This is a genomic window from Mucilaginibacter sediminis, assembly GCF_051903035.1.
GTDB lineage: Bacteria > Bacteroidota > Bacteroidia > Sphingobacteriales > Sphingobacteriaceae > Mucilaginibacter.
This window is the reverse complement of the sequence record NZ_CP170602.1, coordinates 5,896,940-5,914,576: the sequence shown is the minus strand read 5'-3', so window position 1 is coordinate 5,914,576 and position 17,637 is coordinate 5,896,940. Positions and strand designations below refer to the sequence as shown.

Here is a 17,637-nt window from a genome sequence, read left to right as displayed (position 1 = left end):
AATGACTAATCAACCTCCCCATAGTGTACAATCTCTTTGGCCATGCCGTTGAAAATAAACAGGTGGAATGGCCACATGGCATACCAGTATAACCTGCCCCAAAGGCCGCTGGGTCTAAAGGTAGCTACCTGGCTCAAATTTTTAGAGCCATTACGTTCTATTATTTTAAATTCAAGCCATGCCTCGCCCGGCAGCATCATTTCGGCATATAGTAAAAGGCGTTTATTTTCTTTATCGGCTAATAATACTCTCCAAAAATCTATCACATCGCCCGGCGCTATGTCAATGCTGCTGGTTCGGCCCCGGCGCGAGCCTACCCCGCCGAATAATTTATCAAGAAAACCGCGCAGGTTCCAAATCCAGTCCCAATAATACCAGCCCCGGTTGCCCCCTACCGACATAAAATTAACAAACACGTCCTGGCTATCACGCTCAAAGGGCACTTTTACTTTATATTCAAGCGTGCCGTTTTGGGGCACCTTTATCTGGTCCATGAAGCTGTTGTTAAGGTAGCCCATATTCAGGGCATCCTTCCAGCTGGATACTATCGAGTTTTGTTCTATTTTAACAAAGGCCAGGTTTAACGCTTCTTCATACGTAAGACATTTGCGTGGTACAACATCGTCAATGGCATGGTCCTTCATGATGGTTTCGTTCTTCATACTATTTACCAGGCTTTGGGCAAGGGTATAACTGGTGGAGGTTACAAAGTAAAGCCAGTACGACGATATTTTTGGCGACAGAAACGGCACGATAAATATGTGCCGTTTAAGCTTACGCACCTTGGCATACACCAGCATCATATCTTTAAAAGATAAAATGTCCGGGCCGCCAATATCAAATGTTTTGTTAAATGTTTTGGGGTTAAGCATTACGGCTTCCAGATAGCCCAACACATCGCGAATAGCAATGGGTTGGCAACGGGTATTTACCCAGCGCGGAACAGTCATGACAGGCAGTTTCTCGGTAAGGTCACGGATGATCTCGAACGACGCACTACCCGAGCCGATGATGATAGCTGCCCTTAATACTGTAAGTGCAGCCTTGCCCTCATTCAATACATCCTCTACATGTCTGCGCGATTCAAGATGCCTACTCAGGTTTTCATCGTTGGTAATACCACTTAAAAATATGGTTTGCCTGCAATTGGTTTTATCAAGGGCCTTTATAAAATTATAAGCTGATAGCATTTCCAGGGCAGCAAAATCCTGCGCCTGCGCCATGGAATGAACCAGGTAATAAGCGGCATCAATATCTTCCGGAAAAGCTTCAATATCCGCCTCCTTAAGCAAATCGCCATTAATCAGGGTAACCCTTTTACTGAAATCACTATGTTCATGAAAGCGGCGCTTATCGCGCACCAGGCAAATTACATCGTGACCTTTCTCCAGCAAAACCGGGATAAGCCTTGTTCCTATGTAACCATTGGCACCAGCAAGTAAAACTTTCATATGCTTTTAAACAATAGAAAAGGCAAGGTGTTTTCCAAAGCCTATTTAAAACCAAGCTAGTAATTATTACAGCAAAATCAACGTTAATAAAACCTTTGCTTTATACGCCCGGCATATGTGGTTTAAAACTAACATAAGTTAAAAGATGTTAAAAGCGCGCGCGACGTATAAAAGGAGCACCAAACACGTTATATATTAGCACCTAAATAAATAATTGACTGATTTACATTAATCACCTATCTTTGCAAAATGTTTAAAAAACAACTAACGTTATTCGCCTGTGTTTTAGCCCTGTTGATTATTACATTGGGAAGTTGTAAAAGCAAATACGAAAAGTTAAAAGCAAGTAACGATTACGCCAAAAAATACCAGGAGGCTATTAAATACTATAATAAACAGGAGTACGAAAAAGCGCTTGGTTTATTTGATGTGCTGGTTGAACGCTATCGTGGCCGCAGCGCTGCCGAAGACCTGTTTTATTACTATGCCTTCACCAACTATAAGCTAAAGGATTATACATCTGCAAGGTTTCATTTTAAAACCTTTGCCGATACTTACCCATCGAGCCCAAGGGCCGAGGAATGCCGTTTCTTTTCGGCTTATTGCTACTACCTCGATTCGCCTACTTACTCGCTTGACCAGGAAAACACGTTAAAGGCTATTGAAACGTTACAATTGTTTATTAACCTTTACCCTAAAAGCGACCGTGTAACAGAGGCAAGCAAGCTGATACAAAACCTGCGCGATAAGCTGGAACAAAAGGCTTATGAAAACGCCAAATTATATTTAACCATCAGCGATTATCAATCGGCGGTTATTGCCTTTAATAATGTGCTGCGCGATTACCCGGATACCAAATATGGTGAAGAGATTGAGTTCCTGATCATAAAGGCACAGTATCAATACGCCAGTCATAGTTTTGAAGCCAGGCAGGAAGAACGTTTTGAACAGGCTGTAACTTATGCCGATCAGTTTACCGACAAGTTTCCTAAAAGCAAATATAACCACGAAGTTGCCGGGCTAAAAAAAGACAGTCAAATAGGTATAGTGGATGCCAAACGCGTAATGGCCGAAGCATTGGCAGATGATAAACTGGCAAAAAAGCTGGCAAAAAAAGATACCATCAAAACGCAGCCACCATCAGAAAAGAATCAGAACCAGAGGATACCATAATTAAAAAAATTAAGATATGACAGCTAACAACACCAACAAACCAGCAGTAGCAAGCAGCACTGTAACCCGCGATTTACGCGAGCTGGACGTTAAAACGGATAACATATATGAGTCGCTTGTGATCATGTCTAAAAGGGCGAACCAGATATCAAATAATATTAAAGAAGAGTTACACCAAAAACTTTCTGAGTTTGCATCATCGAACGATAACCTGGAAGAAGTTTTTGAAAACCGCGAACAAATCGAAATCTCTAAATATTACGAAAAACTACCAAAACCATCATTGGTTGCCGTTCAGGAGTTTTTAGACGATAAGATTTACTACCGTAACCCGGCTAAAGAAGCGTAAGCTTCGTTAAGGCAAAATTCAAAAGTCAAAATTCAAAAGTGATCTGTATGGTTACTTTGGGTTTTGACTTTTGTTTTTTTAGCTATATTCACATGGTTATTTAAATTATCTTTTTTGAATTAGCCATATCGATGTCGTTGACTAAGTCATATTTTTTGACTTTTGAATTTTGAATTTTGAATTTAAAAAGTAAAAACATTATCCTGGGAGTTTGCGGCAGTATAGCTGCATATAAATCGGCATTGCTGGTTAGGCTATTGGTTAAGGCCGGGGCAAGCGTGCAGGTGGTGATGACACCAGATGCTGTTAATTTTATAACACCGCTTACCCTTTCTACCCTATCTAAAAAGCCCGTACTGGTTGATTACTACAAAACCGAAACCGGCGAATGGAATAACCATGTGGAGCTTGGCCTTTGGGCCGATATGCTCATTATAGCCCCTGCTACCGCAAATACCCTGGCAAAAATGGCCAACGGGTTTTGCGATAACTTGCTTACAGCCGTTTACCTATCTGCCAAATGCCCGGTGTACTTTGCCCCCGCTATGGACCTGGATATGTGGCTGCACCCGGCAACCCGCCAAAATGTTGCCAGGCTGCAATCATTTGGCAACATCATGATAGCTCCCGGCAGCGGTGAGCTGGCCAGCGGACTGTACGGCGAAGGGCGATTAGCCGAACCCGAAGAAATTGTGGATTTTTTGTCGTCGGCAATTAAAAAAAAACTCCTTTTAGCGGGGCATAAAATCATGGTAACCGCCGGTCCAACCTATGAGGCTATTGATCCGGTACGTTTTATAGGCAATCATTCATCTGGCAAAATGGGTTTCGCTATTGCCGATGAGCTGGCTGTAATGGGCGCCGATGTTATATTAATAAGCGGCCCAACAGCACAGGTTAGCAAACAAAAATCTGTTAAACGCATAAACGTTACATCGGCTGCCGAAATGCTGGATGCCTGTTTAACCAATTATAAAGATGCAAAAGCCTGCATCATGAGCGCAGCCGTTGCTGATTATACTCCAACCGAGGTAGCACCGCAAAAAATCAAAAAAAAGGATGCCGCGCTTAATATCAGCCTGAAAACCACCACCGATATTTTAAAAACACTGGGCGGCCAAAAAGCTCCCGGTCAGGTCCTGGTTGGTTTTGCGCTGGAAACTAACGACGAGGAAACAAATGCAATAACCAAACTGCAAAAGAAGAATTTAGATTTTATTGTATTAAATTCGTTGAATGATGCCGGCGCCGGTTTTAAACAGGATACCAATAAAATTACCATTATTGACCGTAACCTGCAAAAAACAACCTTCGCACTAAAAAGCAAGGAGGCAGTGGCACATGATATTTGCCTTAAACTTGCACAACTTATAACCGGATGAAACAACTGGCCATTTACGCTATCCTGATTTTTTGGGGTTTCAGGTGCACCGCACAGGACCTGAATGCACGTGTATCGGTAGTTTCGCCAAAAATACAGGTGAGCAATAAGCGGGTTTTCCAAACACTGGAAACGGCCATGAAAGATTTTTTAAATGGCCGTAAGTGGAGTGCCGACCCTATTTTGCCACAGGAGCGTATTGATTGTAATTTTGTATTGAACATTACAAACTGGGATGGCGGCAGCAACTTTAGCGGCGAATTGCAGGTACAATCATCACGGCCCGTTTTCGGGTCGTCATACAGCACAACCCTGATTAATATTAACGACCGCGACGTTGATTTCACCTATAATGAAGGCCAGACAGTTGACTATAGCGATCAGAATTTTCAAAGCAACCTAAGTTCGGTAATGGCATTTTACGCCTACATTATTGTAGGGATGGATTATGATACCTTTTCGCGCTTTGGGGGCAGCCCCTATTTTGCTGCAGCGCAAACAGTGGTAAACAACGCCCAAACCGGATCATACAAAGGCTGGAAAGCGTTTGACGGCAACACCAACCGTTATTGGTTATCCGAAAATTTAAACAACAAACTTTACGCCCAGCTACGCGGTTTTATGTACGATTACCACCGCAACGGCCTCGATTTAATGGCCGACAATGTGAATAAAGGGCGTAAAGCTATCTCTTCCTTTTTACCCACCCTGCAGCAGGTCGACAGGCAGCGTGTAGGCTCTATGTTCCCACTCATATTTTATACCGCCAAAAGCGATGAACTGGTATCCCTATACAGCAAGGCCGATCCGCAGGAGCGCGTACAGGCCATGAATTTATTTTTACAGGCCGATCCTGCCAATGGGAATAAGTACCAGGCTTTAAAATAGCTCCTCCAGCCCCCTGAAGGGAGAGTTTTTGATTCGTTTATTTGAATCCTGCTTCAGTATCGTTCTTCCCCCAGTTCTTCGGTCTCAAATCTAATATCTCACATCTAAATAATGGTGTTGCCTGCGGCCGGGCTTTACGCTTATACTGCACGGGCATTACCCGCATGGCCGGTATTCGCTGCAATCGCTAACACATTTGCCTGAACCTGAATTTACAGAAATAAAGAATGAACAGAATTTAAAAAGCTAATTCGGGAAATTCTAGTTCAGACATTCACTTAATCCAACCCAATCAACCCAATCCAACTTAATCAACCTAATCCAACTCAATCAACCCAATCAACCACTCACCAAAAAAATTTCACAAAACCCTTGCATATACGAAATCTATCGTAGATATTTGTACGAATAAATTCGTATTAAACTAAAATGGATATAAAAGCAACAGAAAGCGAGCTGGAAATTTTACAGGTAATCTGGAGAATGGGACAATGCACCGTACGCGATGTACACGAAGAATTGGCCAAAACTAAAGATGCAGGCTATACTACTACCCTTAAACTAATGCAGATTATGCATGATAAAGGTATGGTTGAGCGTGATACCACCTCTAAAACACATTTATACAAAGCTTTATTTACACAAGAGCAGGCGCAAAGCAACGCTCTGGATAAAATATTGTCTACTGTGTTTAAAGGCTCCACATCCGATCTGGTGATACAGGCACTTGGCCAGCACCGGGCTTCAAAGGATGAGATAGATGCCATTAAAAACTTTTTAAATCAGTTTGATCAGGACAAAAAATAAAACGTTATGGAAAGTGTGTTCTATAATATAAGCCAGGTTTTGGGTATCACTATTATCCACTCATTATGGCAGGGGTTATTGGTTTGGTTTGCTTTGCGCCTGTTATTAACGTGCGCGCCATCGTTATCAACCATAAAAAAGCACAACACCGCTATGGTTGCCATGTTGGCTATAAGCGTGTGGTTTGTTTATACCTTTGTAAACCAGCTACAGGCGCATGCGTGGGTAAATTTGGCTGCAACAAATGCCCCTGACATGTTACCTGCGCTTAACCTGCCTTTGGTTAACATCCATTATACAGCACAACATAATTATTACTATTACGCTATTGAGGGTTATTTGCCCTACATATCGGCCATCTACTTTATCGGGCTCACATTCAATATTTTAAAAATGGGGCTCAACTGGCAAAAAATCAATCACATAAAACGCACCATGATGCCATCTGATGCCGTACAGGTTTACGTGGATACGCTTTGCCGGCAAATGAACATTAAAAAATATGTGAGCGTAAACATCAGTCGTTTTGTGGATGTGCCCTGCATGATTGGCTTTTTTAGCCCGATAATATTGCTGCCTATTTCGCTCACTACTTACTTATCTGCCGACGAGATAAAATCTATTTTATTACATGAGCTATCGCACATCAAACGTAACGATTACCTGCTCAACCTGTTGCAGCAGTTTATGAGCATATTGCTTTTCTTTAACCCCTTTGCCCAATTAATTAATAGGATAATAAACCAGGAACGCGAAAACCGGTGCGATGACCTGGTAGTACAAACCACTGCCCAGCCCTTAGTGTATGCGCATGCACTATTAAAACTGGAGCAAAAAAGACAGGTAAACCTGCAAATGGCCCTTGCCGCCACCGGGAAAAAATATCATTTATTAAACAGAATTGAACGGATCATGAAAACCCAAAAACCAATAGGCAACATACGCCACCTTTTAGTGGCTGTTGCAATACTTACAGCAGGCATCAGCAGTATTGCCTGGCTTAACCCAACCATAGCCGATGGTAAAATAGCTATCAAAAAAGTAAAAATTACCTACCCAGCCGCATTAAAAGAATTACTAACCGATACTACCCGAAAAAAGGTTGTTAAAGCAAAAAAGGTTGTAGCCAATAAAACCGCCATCAGGAACAAAAGGCTTGCCGAAGAGCGTTACAATAACTTTGATGACAAAGAGTTGAACAAGCTAACTGCCGAAGTTGATAAGTACGCAAAACAGATTGATAAGTACTACAACAGCGCCGATTTTCAAAAACTGCAAAAGTTGATGGAAGAAAAAGGCGAAGCAATGGAGAAGTTTTACAACAACCCGGAATTAAAGAAGATACAGGAAGAACAGGAAAAAATAGCCGAAGATTTTCAGAAAAACTGGGCCGAAACCGGTGAAACCACCAAAATGAGCGAGCAAATGGGCAAGCTGGGCGAACAAGTTGGCGCATACTACAACAGCGCAGATTTTAAACGCATGAATGCCGAACTGAGGAAAAAATATGGTATAAAAGGCGAATATCATGATGACCGCAAGGATGAAAACTATCGCAAATACCAGGACGAACTGCAAAGCAAAATATCGCCCGAGGTAAAAGAGCAAACCGAACAATTGAAAAAAATGGGCGAGGAAATGCGCGGTCATTATGACTCACCAGAATTTCGCAAAAAAAGCGAGGAGCTTAGGGTAATGAGCGATAGTTTGAGAAAAGCCTTCCGCAACCCACAAATGGAAGAGCAAAAGCAGGAGATGAGAAAACTTGGCGAACAAATGCGTAGCTACCAGGATAATGCCGAAATGAAACAGGCAAAAGCACAATTACGTGAAGCCAGTAAAAAACTGCGCGAATATACCAACAGCCCCGAATTTAAAAAGCGCATAGCCGAAGCCAAGAAAGAGGCTTACCTGATGGACAGCGACAAAGAATAATTGAAGTCGGAAAGTCCGAAAGTCGGGAAGTCGGAAAGACCTAAGTCTGGATTGCATTTTCTGACTTTCCGACTTCCGGACTTCCGACCAAAGACCAACACTAAATTATTTAGCAATAATTTATTAAATTTTATTTTAAAGAAGCTTAATGCTTAATTTAGTATCCTTAATAAAATAAGGATACTTTTTTTATGCTTCAAAAGCTAACCATCAATAATTACGCGCTGATTGATAACCTGGAGATAAGTTTTGGCGAAGGTTTAAATATACTCACCGGCGAAACCGGCGCAGGTAAATCGATCATTTTGGGTGCACTGTCGCTTATTTTGGGGCAGCGTGCCGAAAGCCGTTACTTTTTTAACCAGCAAAAAAAGTGCGTTATCGAAGGTTCGTTTAAAATCAGCGGCTTTCATTTAAGCTCTTTTTTTGAAGAGAACGACCTGGATTATGAAGCAGAAACCGTTTTACGCCGCGAGATATCTTCCGATGGTAAATCGCGTGCTTTTGTAAATGATACACCGGTGAATCTTACATCGCTCAAACAATTAGGCGAAAAACTGATTGATATCCATTCGCAACACGCCACATTAGAGATTAATGACCCGGAGTTTCAGCTATTGGTGGTTGATTCGGTAGCCAAACACGACGATTTGCTGAACGACTACCGCACTAAATACCGCGCATTTAAAAAAGACACCGGCAAGCTTGCCCAACTGATTGCCGAAAGCGATAAGGCCAAAGCCGACCTTGATTATTACCAGTTTCAGTTTGATGAACTTGAAAAAGTTAGCCTGGCTGCCGACGAGCAGGAGCCGCTTGAAAAAGAGCTATACGCATTAAACAATGCCGAAGAAATAAAACGTAACCTGTACGGAGCCTATTACCTGGTACAGGAAAGCGAAACCGCTGCCCTGGCGCAACTGCGCGAGGCCGGACAGCAATTAGGCGCAATAGAAAAATTTGATGCACAGATTGAGGAATTGCACCAGCGATTGAACAGCACGATTATCGAACTGAAAGACATTGCCGCCGAAGTAGAAGGCATCGAACAAAAAACACATACCAACGATGCCAGGGTTGATGAAATTAACACCCGGCTTAGTTTGATATATAACCTGCAAAAAAAGCATCGGGTAAATAGTAACGCCGAACTATTGCAGATACAGGATGACCTATCGGAGAAAATACAACAGGCTTTATTTGGCGATGAAACCATCGAAAAATTGCAAAAACAACTTGCTGCCGATAAAGCTGAGCTTGAAAAACTGGCAGGCAAATTAACTGCAAACCGCCTGAAAGCCATCCCTGCCATCGAAAAACAGGTAATTGATACCCTTACCGAAATGGGGATGGGAAGCTCGGCGTTGAAGATTGAAAATATAGTCCGGAAGCCGGAAAGTCCGGAAGTCGGAAAGTCAAACCATCTTCCGGACTTGCGGACTTTCGGACTTGCGGACCATCTCACCAAAAATGGTGTCGACCACGTACGGTTCCTTTTCTCAGCCAATAAAGGGCATGCTTTGGCCGAAATGAGTAAGGTAGCATCCGGTGGCGAGCTATCCAGGCTGATGCTGAGCATCAAATCTATCATTGCTAAATACACTGCGTTGCCAACCATTATTTTCGATGAGATCGATACCGGGGTGTCGGGCGAAGTAGCCAATAAAGTAGGAACTATTATGGAGCGCCTTGCCGATAATTTACAGGTGATAACCATTACCCACCTGCCGCAAATTGCCAGCAAGGGTAAAAACCATTACTTTGTTTATAAGGACGATAGCGCGGCAACTACCTATACCCGCATGAAACAACTGGATGCCCGGGAGCGCATATTGGAAATTGCCAAAATGCTGAGCGGTGATAAACCGGGCGAAAGCGCTTTGCAGAATGCCAGGGAACTACTTAGTAGTAATTAGCAAGTATCAGGTAGTAAGACCGGAAGTCTGGAAGCCTTTTAGTCCGACAGTCAAAAATTTTGATACTTACTACTTGAAGAAAAAATCTTGATACTTGATACTAACTACTTGATACTAATATTATAACTTTACGCCCAATTGTAAAAAATCAAAACATGGCTTATAATTTATTAAAAGGCAAAAAAGGCATCATATTTGGTGCCCTAAATGAGCAATCCATCGCCTGGAAGGTAGCGCAGCGCGCTGTACAGGAAGGTGCCGAAATTGTATTATCAAACGCGCCTATTGCATTACGCATGGGCGAACTCAATAAACTTGCTGAAGAATGCAATGCGCCCGTTATAGGTGCCGATGTTACCAGTAATGATGACATCAACAATCTGTTTACCAAAACAAAAGAACATTTTGGCGGCGGTGTTGATTTTATCCTGCACTCTATTGGCATGAGCATCAATGTGCGTAAAAACATTCCTTATTACGAAAACAACTACGATTTTACCCATAAAGGTTTTGATATTTCGGCCTTAAGCCTGCACCGCATTTTACAGGCAGCTATGAAACATGATGCCATTAACGATTGGGGATCTGTAGTTGCTTTAAGTTACATAGCCGGCCAGCGCTATTTCCCCGGCTATAATGACATGGCCGATAACAAGGCCGTTTTAGAAAGCATTGCCCGTAACTTTGGTTACGAATACGGCGTAAGCAAAAAAGTACGCGTAAATACTATATCACAATCGCCAACCCGTACAACTGCAGGATCTGGGGTTAAAGGCTTTGATGGCTTTATTGAATTTGCCGAAAAAATGAGCCCGCTTGGCAATGCCGATGCCGACCAATGTGCTGATTATTGCATCACCCTGTTCAGCGATTTAACAAAAATGGTTACCATGCAGAATCTTTTCCATGACGGTGGCTTCTCCTTTACCGGTGTAACGCAAGCTGTTATAGATCAGATGGCGAAATAAAAAAATACTATTCAACAAAGAAGCCCCTATGCAAATGCAAAGGGGCTTCTTTATTTTACTGTTTAGGCTTTATTGTACCAAAACTATCTTAACATTAAGCTTTGGGGGCGCAACTGTTAATTTACTACCATCGGCATTCTGAGCGTCAATATACACGTGCCCTTTGGTATAAACAAACCTGTAGGTAATCCCGTCAAACACATCCGGAAGCTGCTCATAAGTTCCACTGTCATCCAGATAAACTAATACAGCTCCGTGATTGTCATAATAATTATCAATTTCAGGCATCGGAATGTCCGAAGTATAAGCTCCGTTATTGCCTATTGTGCTATCAAAACTCCAACCGGTAGTTGATGTAAAAACAGTTGTTGCACCAGGGCCGATAATTGTTTCTTTTTTACATGATGTAGCTGCCAACAGTATAGTGCAGCAAATTAAAGTCAAGATTTTTTTCATAATGTTTCGATTGTATATATTGTAAGAACAATATAATTTAAAAAGGTTTAACGGAATCTGAGATAATTTATTTCAAAAACAGTATTAACTATTCGGCAATATATTTTTCTATCTGCTTTTTCCATAAATAATAGCCATACGGAGTAAGATGGATACCATCGGTAGTTGCAAGGGCGTTTAGCTTATTATCAACTAAAAAGTGATCATACATATCTATATAAGTAACGTGATTGATTAAGCAATAGTCGGCCACCCTGCGGTTATAGGCTTTTATCTTTTGGTTAAACTGGCTGTTCAAAGTAGGCAATACCGATTGTACATACAGTTTGGTTGCGGGCGAAGCAGCTTTAGCTACCATATTCATTTCCACAAAGTTATTGTAAGCCTTGTCCATACTCTTGCCATTGCGTACATCGTTTATCCCGGATTCCAAAAATATTTTCGGTGGTTTGCGTATAATGATCCTTTTCAGGTTTTCCAGGATCCCATCAGTCTCCAACCCGGCAAAGCCCATGTTTTTCAGGTGGATGTTGTCGAAGTTGCTTCTTAACGCGAAGCCTTCGGTTAAGCTTGTACCTATAAATATAATTTCCTGGTTATCTCTTTGAGTGCTGAAAAGCGCATCCCATTTTTGCTTCTCAAACTGGTGGCGGCGCATGTAACCAAAATAAACTTTACGATCGATAAAATAGCCCGCCGTAATCACGTTCAGCATAACCGAAACCACAAACAGCCATTTATAGATAACCTTTTTATTTACCCGCATTACCAATTAAAACAATGAATTAACCCGCATTTATAGGCTATAAAGATACAATTAACCATCATCCACAGGCGGTATACGAGGCGCGAATAAAAGCATTTTGAAATAACTAAAATTTTAGTTTAATTTATCTATGCTAAAGACCCTTGCCTTGCTTTTGTTGCTGATACCCGGAGTTTGCCTGGCGCAAATAAAAATTACCGGCAAAGTAATTAATACTGCCGACCAAAAGCCAATCGCCAATGCCAGTGTGTTTTTAAACAACGCCATAGTTGGCGATAAAACTGCCGACGATGGCACATTTACGCTTAGCAATGTAAAACCCGGCCAGTATACATTCATTGTTACCGCCATCGGTTTCGAAACCCATAGCGTTACCCTGATGGCGGGTGCGGCCAATATTGTGCTCGCTGATATTTCGCTGGCTCCAAAAACAATCATGCTGCAGGAAGTTAACATCCGGCCCGACCCAAACCGGCAGCGCAATTATGCCGATTTTAAACGTTTGTTCCTTGGCACTTCAGATAATGCCGCCCTGTGTAAAATCCTGAACCCAGATGTTGTGGACGTTGATTTCGACACCAAAACGATGATCCTGTCGGCCACCAGTAATGACGACTTTATCGAGGTTGAAAACAAGGCCCTGGGTTATTTGATAAAGTATAAGCTTTCGAAATTCAGTTATGATGCTAAAGGCTTTTTTTATTACGAGGGCCTCTCTGTATTCCAGGAAATGAAAGGAAGTAAATCGCAGCAGCGCAAGTGGGTAAAACAGCGACAGGCAGCTTACCTTGGCTCGTCTATGCATTTTTTACGTTCGGTTATCAGCAGCCAAACAGATAAGGAAGGCTTCCAGGTTTTACGGCTTGTGCGCAAACCAAATCCCGATTATAAAGAAGGGCGGCTGGGCAATAACAATTATAAATATATCCAGTCGCTATACACCAAACCACCGCTGGGACCGCCAGACTTTGCGCACCCTACCGACCAGCCCGGGTTATTTGCCATTGGCTTTACCGACTGCCTATATATCATCTACACCAAAAAACGTGAAGAAACTGACCTATCTGTTTATCATCCGCTCGAGATCCCAAACCACCCGGTCACCATCCTTGCATTTGATGAACCTTATGCTTTTTTTGATAACAACGGCATTATTGCCAATCCGCACAGTATCGTATTTGAAGGGGATTGGGGCAAAAGCCGGATTGCGGAGTTGCTGCCGGTGGATTATGGTCCCGCTGTTACCAAATAAACCCGACATATGGTACGTATAGGCTATTTATAAAATAAAATTTATTGGTTAGCTTTATTCATGTTAAAACCTTTACTCTTATTACTTCTATCGCTCCCCACGGTGTGTTTCTCCCAATTTAAGATCACAGGAAAGGTTGTTGATAAACGTCACAAAAATCCAGTGGCAAACGCCAGGGTATTTTTGGATAAGGATACAACAAAATACAAAACAGATGCTGATGGGGCGTTTAGCATTACCAATGTTAAACCTGGCGAGTATGTACTGGTAGTAAGTTCATCAGACTATGAAACATACGCCAATACGTTGATTGTATATGACAATAATGTTGTAGTACCAGATATTAACCTGTTGCTTTTAGATGAACTGGATGTTGTTAACAACAAATACTACAAGGACCGCGAACGCGATCTTAGTATTTTTAAAGAGGTATTTTTGGGCCGTTCTGACAATGCAAAACAATGTACCATTTTAAACCCGGATGTTATTTTTGTAAAATATAACAAACTGTTAAAAAAAATCACCGCTTTTTCTGATGAAGATATTGAAATTGAAAACAAGGCCTTAGGATATCTTATAAAATATAAATTAAGTATCTTTTATTACAGGCCGGACGGATCGGCATATATCGATGGAACTTCTGCTTTTGAGGAACTTAAGGGTAGCGACTCTGACAAGAAAAGATGGAAAAAGCAACGCCAGACGGCATACTTTGGCTCATCGATGCATTTCTTCAGGTCGGTAGTTGGCAATCAGGTAGAAGAAGAGGGGTTTAAGGTGTTAAAATTAACCCGAAAGCCTAATCCGGACTATAATACGCCCGGCTATTATGGCCTGCCATATATCCAGACATTATATAAGGACAAACCATTGCTAATAGACAGCCTTGTTCATAAAACAGATAAGATAGGGACATTTGCACTGAGCTATACTGATTGCTTATATATTATTTATACAAAAAAGCATGACCGTACAAACGTAAATGCAATTAATCTCCCGGCCTATGCTCCGCCATATGCAACCACTATAATTACCTTTAATGAACAATATGCATTTTTTGGCGTCAATGGGATAATAAATCCGCAAAGCATTGTTACCGAGGGCGCTTGGGCCGCAGCCGGCATAGCAACGGTTTTGCCTGCGAACTATTTTCCTTAAAATCATTCCGGTGTCATGTATCTATAAATAGAAGGATAGTATTTAGTCCCAAGTCTCCGGTTCTAAAGAAAAAACTCAGCTTTAGGCTTATGGCTTAGTACTTTTCACTTAACTGCCACCCACAAAAAAACCCCGCCTGCCTGCGCAAACGGGGTTGTATTTTTAAATAATAACTTGCTTATTTGGTTTCCTCTTCGGTTGGCGTTTTGCTTTCGCCTTTTTCGTCGATGATGGTGATCTGGCTGGTTTCTTTGTCGAAATCAACTTTCATAATATCACCTTCGCTCAATTCGCCTTTCAGGATCTCTTCGGCAATTGGATCTTCCAGATATTTCTGGATAGCACGTTTTAACGGACGTGCCCCAAATTGCGAATCGTAACCTTTTTCGGCGATGAATTCCTTAGCGGCTTCAGTAAGCTCGATTTTGTATCCCAGGCCATTTACACGGCTAAACAGGAATGCCAGTTCGATATCGATGATCTTGAAGATCTCCTCTTTACCTAATGAGTTAAACACAATAACATCGTCAATACGATTCAAAAACTCAGGGGCGAAAGCACGTTTCAAAGCGTTCTCGATAACACCTCTTGAATGTGTATCGGCCTGTAAGTTTTTAGCATTGGTGCTGAACCCTACACCCTGCCCAAAGTCTTTCAACTGGCGGGCGCCGATGTTCGAGGTCATGATGATGATGGTGTTCCTAAAATCAACCTTACGGCCCAATGAATCGGTTAGCTGGCCTTCATCCAATACCTGTAACAATATGTTGAATACATCCGGGTGAGCTTTTTCAATCTCATCCAGCAATACTACAGCGTATGGTTTACGGCGTACTTTTTCGGTCAGCTGTCCGCCTTCTTCGTAACCTACATAGCCTGGAGGCGCTCCTACCAAACGCGATACCGCGAATTTCTCCATGTACTCGCTCATATCAATTTGTATCAGCGCGTCTTCGGTATCAAACATAAAGCGGGCAAGCTCTTTGGCAAGCTCGGTTTTACCAACACCTGTTGGGCCAAGGAAGATGAACGACCCGATTGGCTTTTTAGGATCTTTTAAGCCTGCACGGGTACGTTGTATAGCGCGTGTTAACTTTTTGATAGCATCGTCCTGGCCAATAATTTTGCTGGCAACAGTATCTGCCATGTTCAATAGCTTTTGGCTATCGGCCTGGCCTACCCTTTGTACAGGGATGCCGGTCATCATAGATACTACTTCGGCAACATTATCTTCGGTTACAGTGTAGCGTTTTGATTTGGTTTCGGCTTCCCAAACAGCTTTGGCCTGGTCAAGTTCGGCAATCAAATTCTTTTCGGTATCGCGTAACTGGGCAGCTTCCTCGTATTTCTGGCTGCGTACAACCTTGTTTTTCTCGATTTTTATCTGCTCAATCTTTTGCTCAATATCCAGTATATTTTGTGGCACATGAATATTGGTTAAGTGAACACGCGAGCCCGACTCGTCTAAAGCATCGATAGCCTTATCCGGTAAAAACCTATCGGTAATGTAACGGGTGGTTAGGTTAACGCAGGCATTGATAGCTTCGGGGGTGTATGTTACACCGTGATGCTCTTCGTATTTCTCTTTGATGCGGTTCAGGATCTCGATCGTTTCAACCGGGGTAGCTGGTTCAACCATTACCTTTTGGAAACGACGGTCTAAAGCGCCATCCTTTTCGATGTACTGGCGGTATTCATCTAACGTAGTTGCGCCAATGCATTGAATTTCGCCCCTTGCCAAAGCGGGTTTAAACATATTTGATGCATCAAGCGAGCCCGAGGCACCACCTGCACCAACTATAGTATGAATTTCATCAATAAATAAAATTACATCAGGAGATTTTTCCAGTTCGTTCATTACCGCCTTCATACGCTCTTCAAACTGGCCACGGTATTTTGTCCCGGCAACCAACGAAGCAAGGTCAAGCGTTACCACGCGTTTGTTAAATAATACACGCGATACTTTACGCTGTACAATGCGCAGTGCAAGGCCTTCAGCAATGGCCGATTTACCTACACCTGGCTCACCTATTAGTATGGGGTTGTTCTTTTTACGGCGCGACAGGATTTGCGATACACGCTCAATCTCTTTTTCGCGCCCAACAATCGGGTCAAGTTTCCCATCTTCGGCGGCGCGGGTTAAATCGCGGCCAAAGTTGTCCAATACCGGTGTTTTTGATTTAATGTCAGATACCTTTTTAGGCTGGCTGAATGATTCTTCTTCTTTAAAGTCGTCATCGCCGCCGGTTGGTGATCCGGGCATTTCGTCAGTTACATCGTTTTTATGTGATTCCACTTCACCTTTAAACACCTCGTAGTTTACGTTAAACTGTACCAATATCTGCGATGCGATATTATCCTCGTCGCGTAATATAGATAGCAGCAGGTGCTCGGTTCCAATTACATCACTTTTAAATATTTTGGCTTCCAGATAAGTAATTTTTAATACTTTTTCGGCTTGCTTGGTCAGGGGGATGCTGCCTATGTGTACATTGGTTCCAATGGTACCTTTAACGGCATCTTCCACAGCACGGCGAAGCTTTGCAGTATCAACGTTCAAACCTTTCAGCAATTTAATTGCTACGCCATCACCATCCCTGATGAGGCCCAGTAAAAGATGCTCTGTTCCTATATAGTCGTGCCCAAGGCGCAATGCCTCTTCTCTGCTGTATTGAATGACATCTTTAACCCTCGGCGAAAATTTAGCTTCCATATATACCTTTCAATTATTATGAACGCCGCAATCTATAAATTTTGTTTTTACAAACCCGACGCACGGTTTAACATTTATCAACAATATTGCCAACATTTAACACTTTGCAGAAACAGACATTGATATGATATGCAAGCTATTAAAGTTTGGGTTTAAACAATAATTTTTATCAAAAAATCCAACAACCACCCAATTTTTTTACAATATACGAACGAAACTTACCATTTTGATACAAAAAATTCAAAATAGTTTAAACATTTTGTTAATAAATTATAACGATAGCAACAAAACAGGCATTTCGTCATAACATATGCCATAAAGGCATTAACATAATATTTACGTTGTCTTCATCTATATGTACGCAAAAACAAGCAAAACAGTTGCCATTTTACTGTGTTAAACGCAATTAAATACTTACAAGTAT

The 17,637-nt window shown here is 42.0% G+C and carries 14 protein-coding genes; 10 read left to right on the top strand and 4 right to left on the bottom strand.

What is annotated here, in order from left to right:
- Positions 1-5: 5 nt before the first annotated feature.
- Positions 6-1,451 carry an SDR family oxidoreductase gene (locus ACFGVS_RS24465; RefSeq protein WP_439695938.1) on the bottom strand — a complete coding sequence of 482 codons (1,446 nt, stop codon included), beginning with the start codon at positions 1,449-1,451 and terminating at the stop codon, positions 6-8.
- Between the two features lie 249 nt (positions 1,452-1,700).
- Here ACFGVS_RS24465 and ACFGVS_RS24460 point away from each other — a divergent pair, with 249 nt between their 5' ends.
- The 8 genes from ACFGVS_RS24460 (at position 1,701) to ACFGVS_RS24425 (ending at position 10,868) form a co-directional block, all read left to right on the top strand.
- Positions 1,701-2,624 (top strand): outer membrane protein assembly factor BamD, encoded by a 924-nt coding sequence (locus tag ACFGVS_RS24460; protein ID WP_090651668.1) that lies wholly within the window; start codon positions 1,701-1,703, stop codon positions 2,622-2,624.
- A 16-nt stretch (positions 2,625-2,640) separates the two neighbouring features.
- Complete coding sequence (locus tag ACFGVS_RS24455) at positions 2,641-2,973, top strand: DNA-directed RNA polymerase subunit omega (RefSeq protein WP_090651667.1); 333 nt, start codon at positions 2,641-2,643, stop codon at positions 2,971-2,973.
- 176 nt (positions 2,974-3,149) lie between these two features.
- Complete coding sequence (gene coaBC / locus ACFGVS_RS24450) at positions 3,150-4,355, top strand: bifunctional phosphopantothenoylcysteine decarboxylase/phosphopantothenate--cysteine ligase CoaBC (protein ID WP_439695937.1); 1,206 nt, start codon at positions 3,150-3,152, stop codon at positions 4,353-4,355.
- On the top strand, positions 4,352-5,242 hold the full coding sequence (locus tag ACFGVS_RS24445; protein ID WP_090651665.1) for a DUF4835 family protein: 891 nt from the start codon (positions 4,352-4,354) through the stop codon (positions 5,240-5,242). Before coaBC ends, ACFGVS_RS24445 begins: the two co-directional genes overlap by 4 nt.
- 429 nt (positions 5,243-5,671) lie before the next feature.
- Positions 5,672-6,049 carry a BlaI/MecI/CopY family transcriptional regulator gene (locus ACFGVS_RS24440; RefSeq protein ID WP_090651664.1) on the top strand — a complete coding sequence of 126 codons (378 nt, stop codon included), beginning with the start codon at positions 5,672-5,674 and terminating at the stop codon, positions 6,047-6,049.
- Positions 6,050-6,055: 6 nt separating this feature from the next.
- A complete protein-coding gene (locus tag ACFGVS_RS24435) occupies positions 6,056-7,984 on the top strand; it encodes a M56 family metallopeptidase (RefSeq protein WP_439695936.1) in 1,929 nt (642 codons plus the stop codon).
- 191 nt (positions 7,985-8,175) lie between these two features.
- Positions 8,176-9,900 carry a DNA repair protein RecN gene (gene recN / locus ACFGVS_RS24430; RefSeq protein ID WP_439695935.1) on the top strand — a complete coding sequence of 575 codons (1,725 nt, stop codon included), beginning with the start codon at positions 8,176-8,178 and terminating at the stop codon, positions 9,898-9,900.
- A 155-nt stretch (positions 9,901-10,055) separates the two neighbouring features.
- Positions 10,056-10,868, top strand: a complete 813-nt coding sequence (locus ACFGVS_RS24425) for an enoyl-ACP reductase FabI (protein WP_274209909.1) — start codon at positions 10,056-10,058, stop codon at positions 10,866-10,868.
- Positions 10,869-10,937: 69 nt separating this feature from the next.
- Here the strand turns inward: ACFGVS_RS24425 and ACFGVS_RS24420 are convergent, their stop codons facing one another.
- Together ACFGVS_RS24420 and ACFGVS_RS24415 are read right to left on the bottom strand one after the other, a co-directional pair.
- Complete coding sequence (locus ACFGVS_RS24420) at positions 10,938-11,324, bottom strand: hypothetical protein (protein ID WP_439695934.1); 387 nt, start codon at positions 11,322-11,324, stop codon at positions 10,938-10,940.
- An 88-nt stretch (positions 11,325-11,412) separates the two neighbouring features.
- Positions 11,413-12,090, bottom strand: a complete 678-nt coding sequence (locus ACFGVS_RS24415; RefSeq protein WP_439695933.1) for a GDSL-type esterase/lipase family protein — start codon at positions 12,088-12,090, stop codon at positions 11,413-11,415.
- 130 nt (positions 12,091-12,220) lie between these two features.
- Here ACFGVS_RS24415 and ACFGVS_RS24410 point away from each other — a divergent pair, with 130 nt between their 5' ends.
- Both ACFGVS_RS24410 and ACFGVS_RS24405 read left to right on the top strand, forming a co-directional pair.
- The gene (locus ACFGVS_RS24410; RefSeq protein ID WP_439695932.1) at positions 12,221-13,342 is read left to right on the top strand and encodes a carboxypeptidase-like regulatory domain-containing protein; all 1,122 of its coding nucleotides are present in this window, start codon (positions 12,221-12,223) and stop codon (positions 13,340-13,342) included.
- Between the two features lie 60 nt (positions 13,343-13,402).
- Positions 13,403-14,500: a beta-sandwich domain-containing protein gene (locus ACFGVS_RS24405; protein WP_439695931.1), complete on the top strand. Its 1,098-nt coding sequence runs from the start codon at positions 13,403-13,405 to the stop codon at positions 14,498-14,500.
- 178 nt (positions 14,501-14,678) lie between these two features.
- Here the strand turns inward: ACFGVS_RS24405 and ACFGVS_RS24400 are convergent, their stop codons facing one another.
- Complete coding sequence (locus ACFGVS_RS24400) at positions 14,679-17,213, bottom strand: ATP-dependent Clp protease ATP-binding subunit (protein WP_090651656.1); 2,535 nt, start codon at positions 17,211-17,213, stop codon at positions 14,679-14,681.
- Positions 17,214-17,637: the final 424 nt, after the last annotated feature.

What these genes read in the sequence shown, in the direction of transcription:
- ACFGVS_RS24435 (WP_439695936.1), top strand. Translation starts at nt 6,056, where the DNA reads ATGGAAAGTGTGTTCTATAATATAAGCCAGGTTTTGGGTATCACTATT.
- ACFGVS_RS24415 (WP_439695933.1), bottom strand. Translation starts at nt 12,090, where the DNA reads ATGCGGGTAAATAAAAAGGTTATCTATAAATGGCTGTTTGTGGTTTCG.
- ACFGVS_RS24465 (WP_439695938.1), bottom strand. Translation starts at nt 1,451, where the DNA reads ATGAAAGTTTTACTTGCTGGTGCCAATGGTTACATAGGAACAAGGCTT.
- ACFGVS_RS24425 (WP_274209909.1), top strand. Translation starts at nt 10,056, where the DNA reads ATGGCTTATAATTTATTAAAAGGCAAAAAAGGCATCATATTTGGTGCC.
- ACFGVS_RS24440 (WP_090651664.1), top strand. Translation starts at nt 5,672, where the DNA reads ATGGATATAAAAGCAACAGAAAGCGAGCTGGAAATTTTACAGGTAATC.
- ACFGVS_RS24400 (WP_090651656.1), bottom strand. Translation starts at nt 17,213, where the DNA reads ATGGAAGCTAAATTTTCGCCGAGGGTTAAAGATGTCATTCAATACAGC.
- recN (WP_439695935.1), top strand. Translation starts at nt 8,176, where the DNA reads ATGCTTCAAAAGCTAACCATCAATAATTACGCGCTGATTGATAACCTG.
- ACFGVS_RS24405 (WP_439695931.1), top strand. Translation starts at nt 13,403, where the DNA reads ATGTTAAAACCTTTACTCTTATTACTTCTATCGCTCCCCACGGTGTGT.
- ACFGVS_RS24445 (WP_090651665.1), top strand. Translation starts at nt 4,352, where the DNA reads ATGAAACAACTGGCCATTTACGCTATCCTGATTTTTTGGGGTTTCAGG.
- ACFGVS_RS24410 (WP_439695932.1), top strand. Translation starts at nt 12,221, where the DNA reads ATGCTAAAGACCCTTGCCTTGCTTTTGTTGCTGATACCCGGAGTTTGC.
- ACFGVS_RS24455 (WP_090651667.1), top strand. Translation starts at nt 2,641, where the DNA reads ATGACAGCTAACAACACCAACAAACCAGCAGTAGCAAGCAGCACTGTA.
- ACFGVS_RS24460 (WP_090651668.1), top strand. Translation starts at nt 1,701, where the DNA reads ATGTTTAAAAAACAACTAACGTTATTCGCCTGTGTTTTAGCCCTGTTG.
- ACFGVS_RS24420 (WP_439695934.1), bottom strand. Translation starts at nt 11,324, where the DNA reads ATGAAAAAAATCTTGACTTTAATTTGCTGCACTATACTGTTGGCAGCT.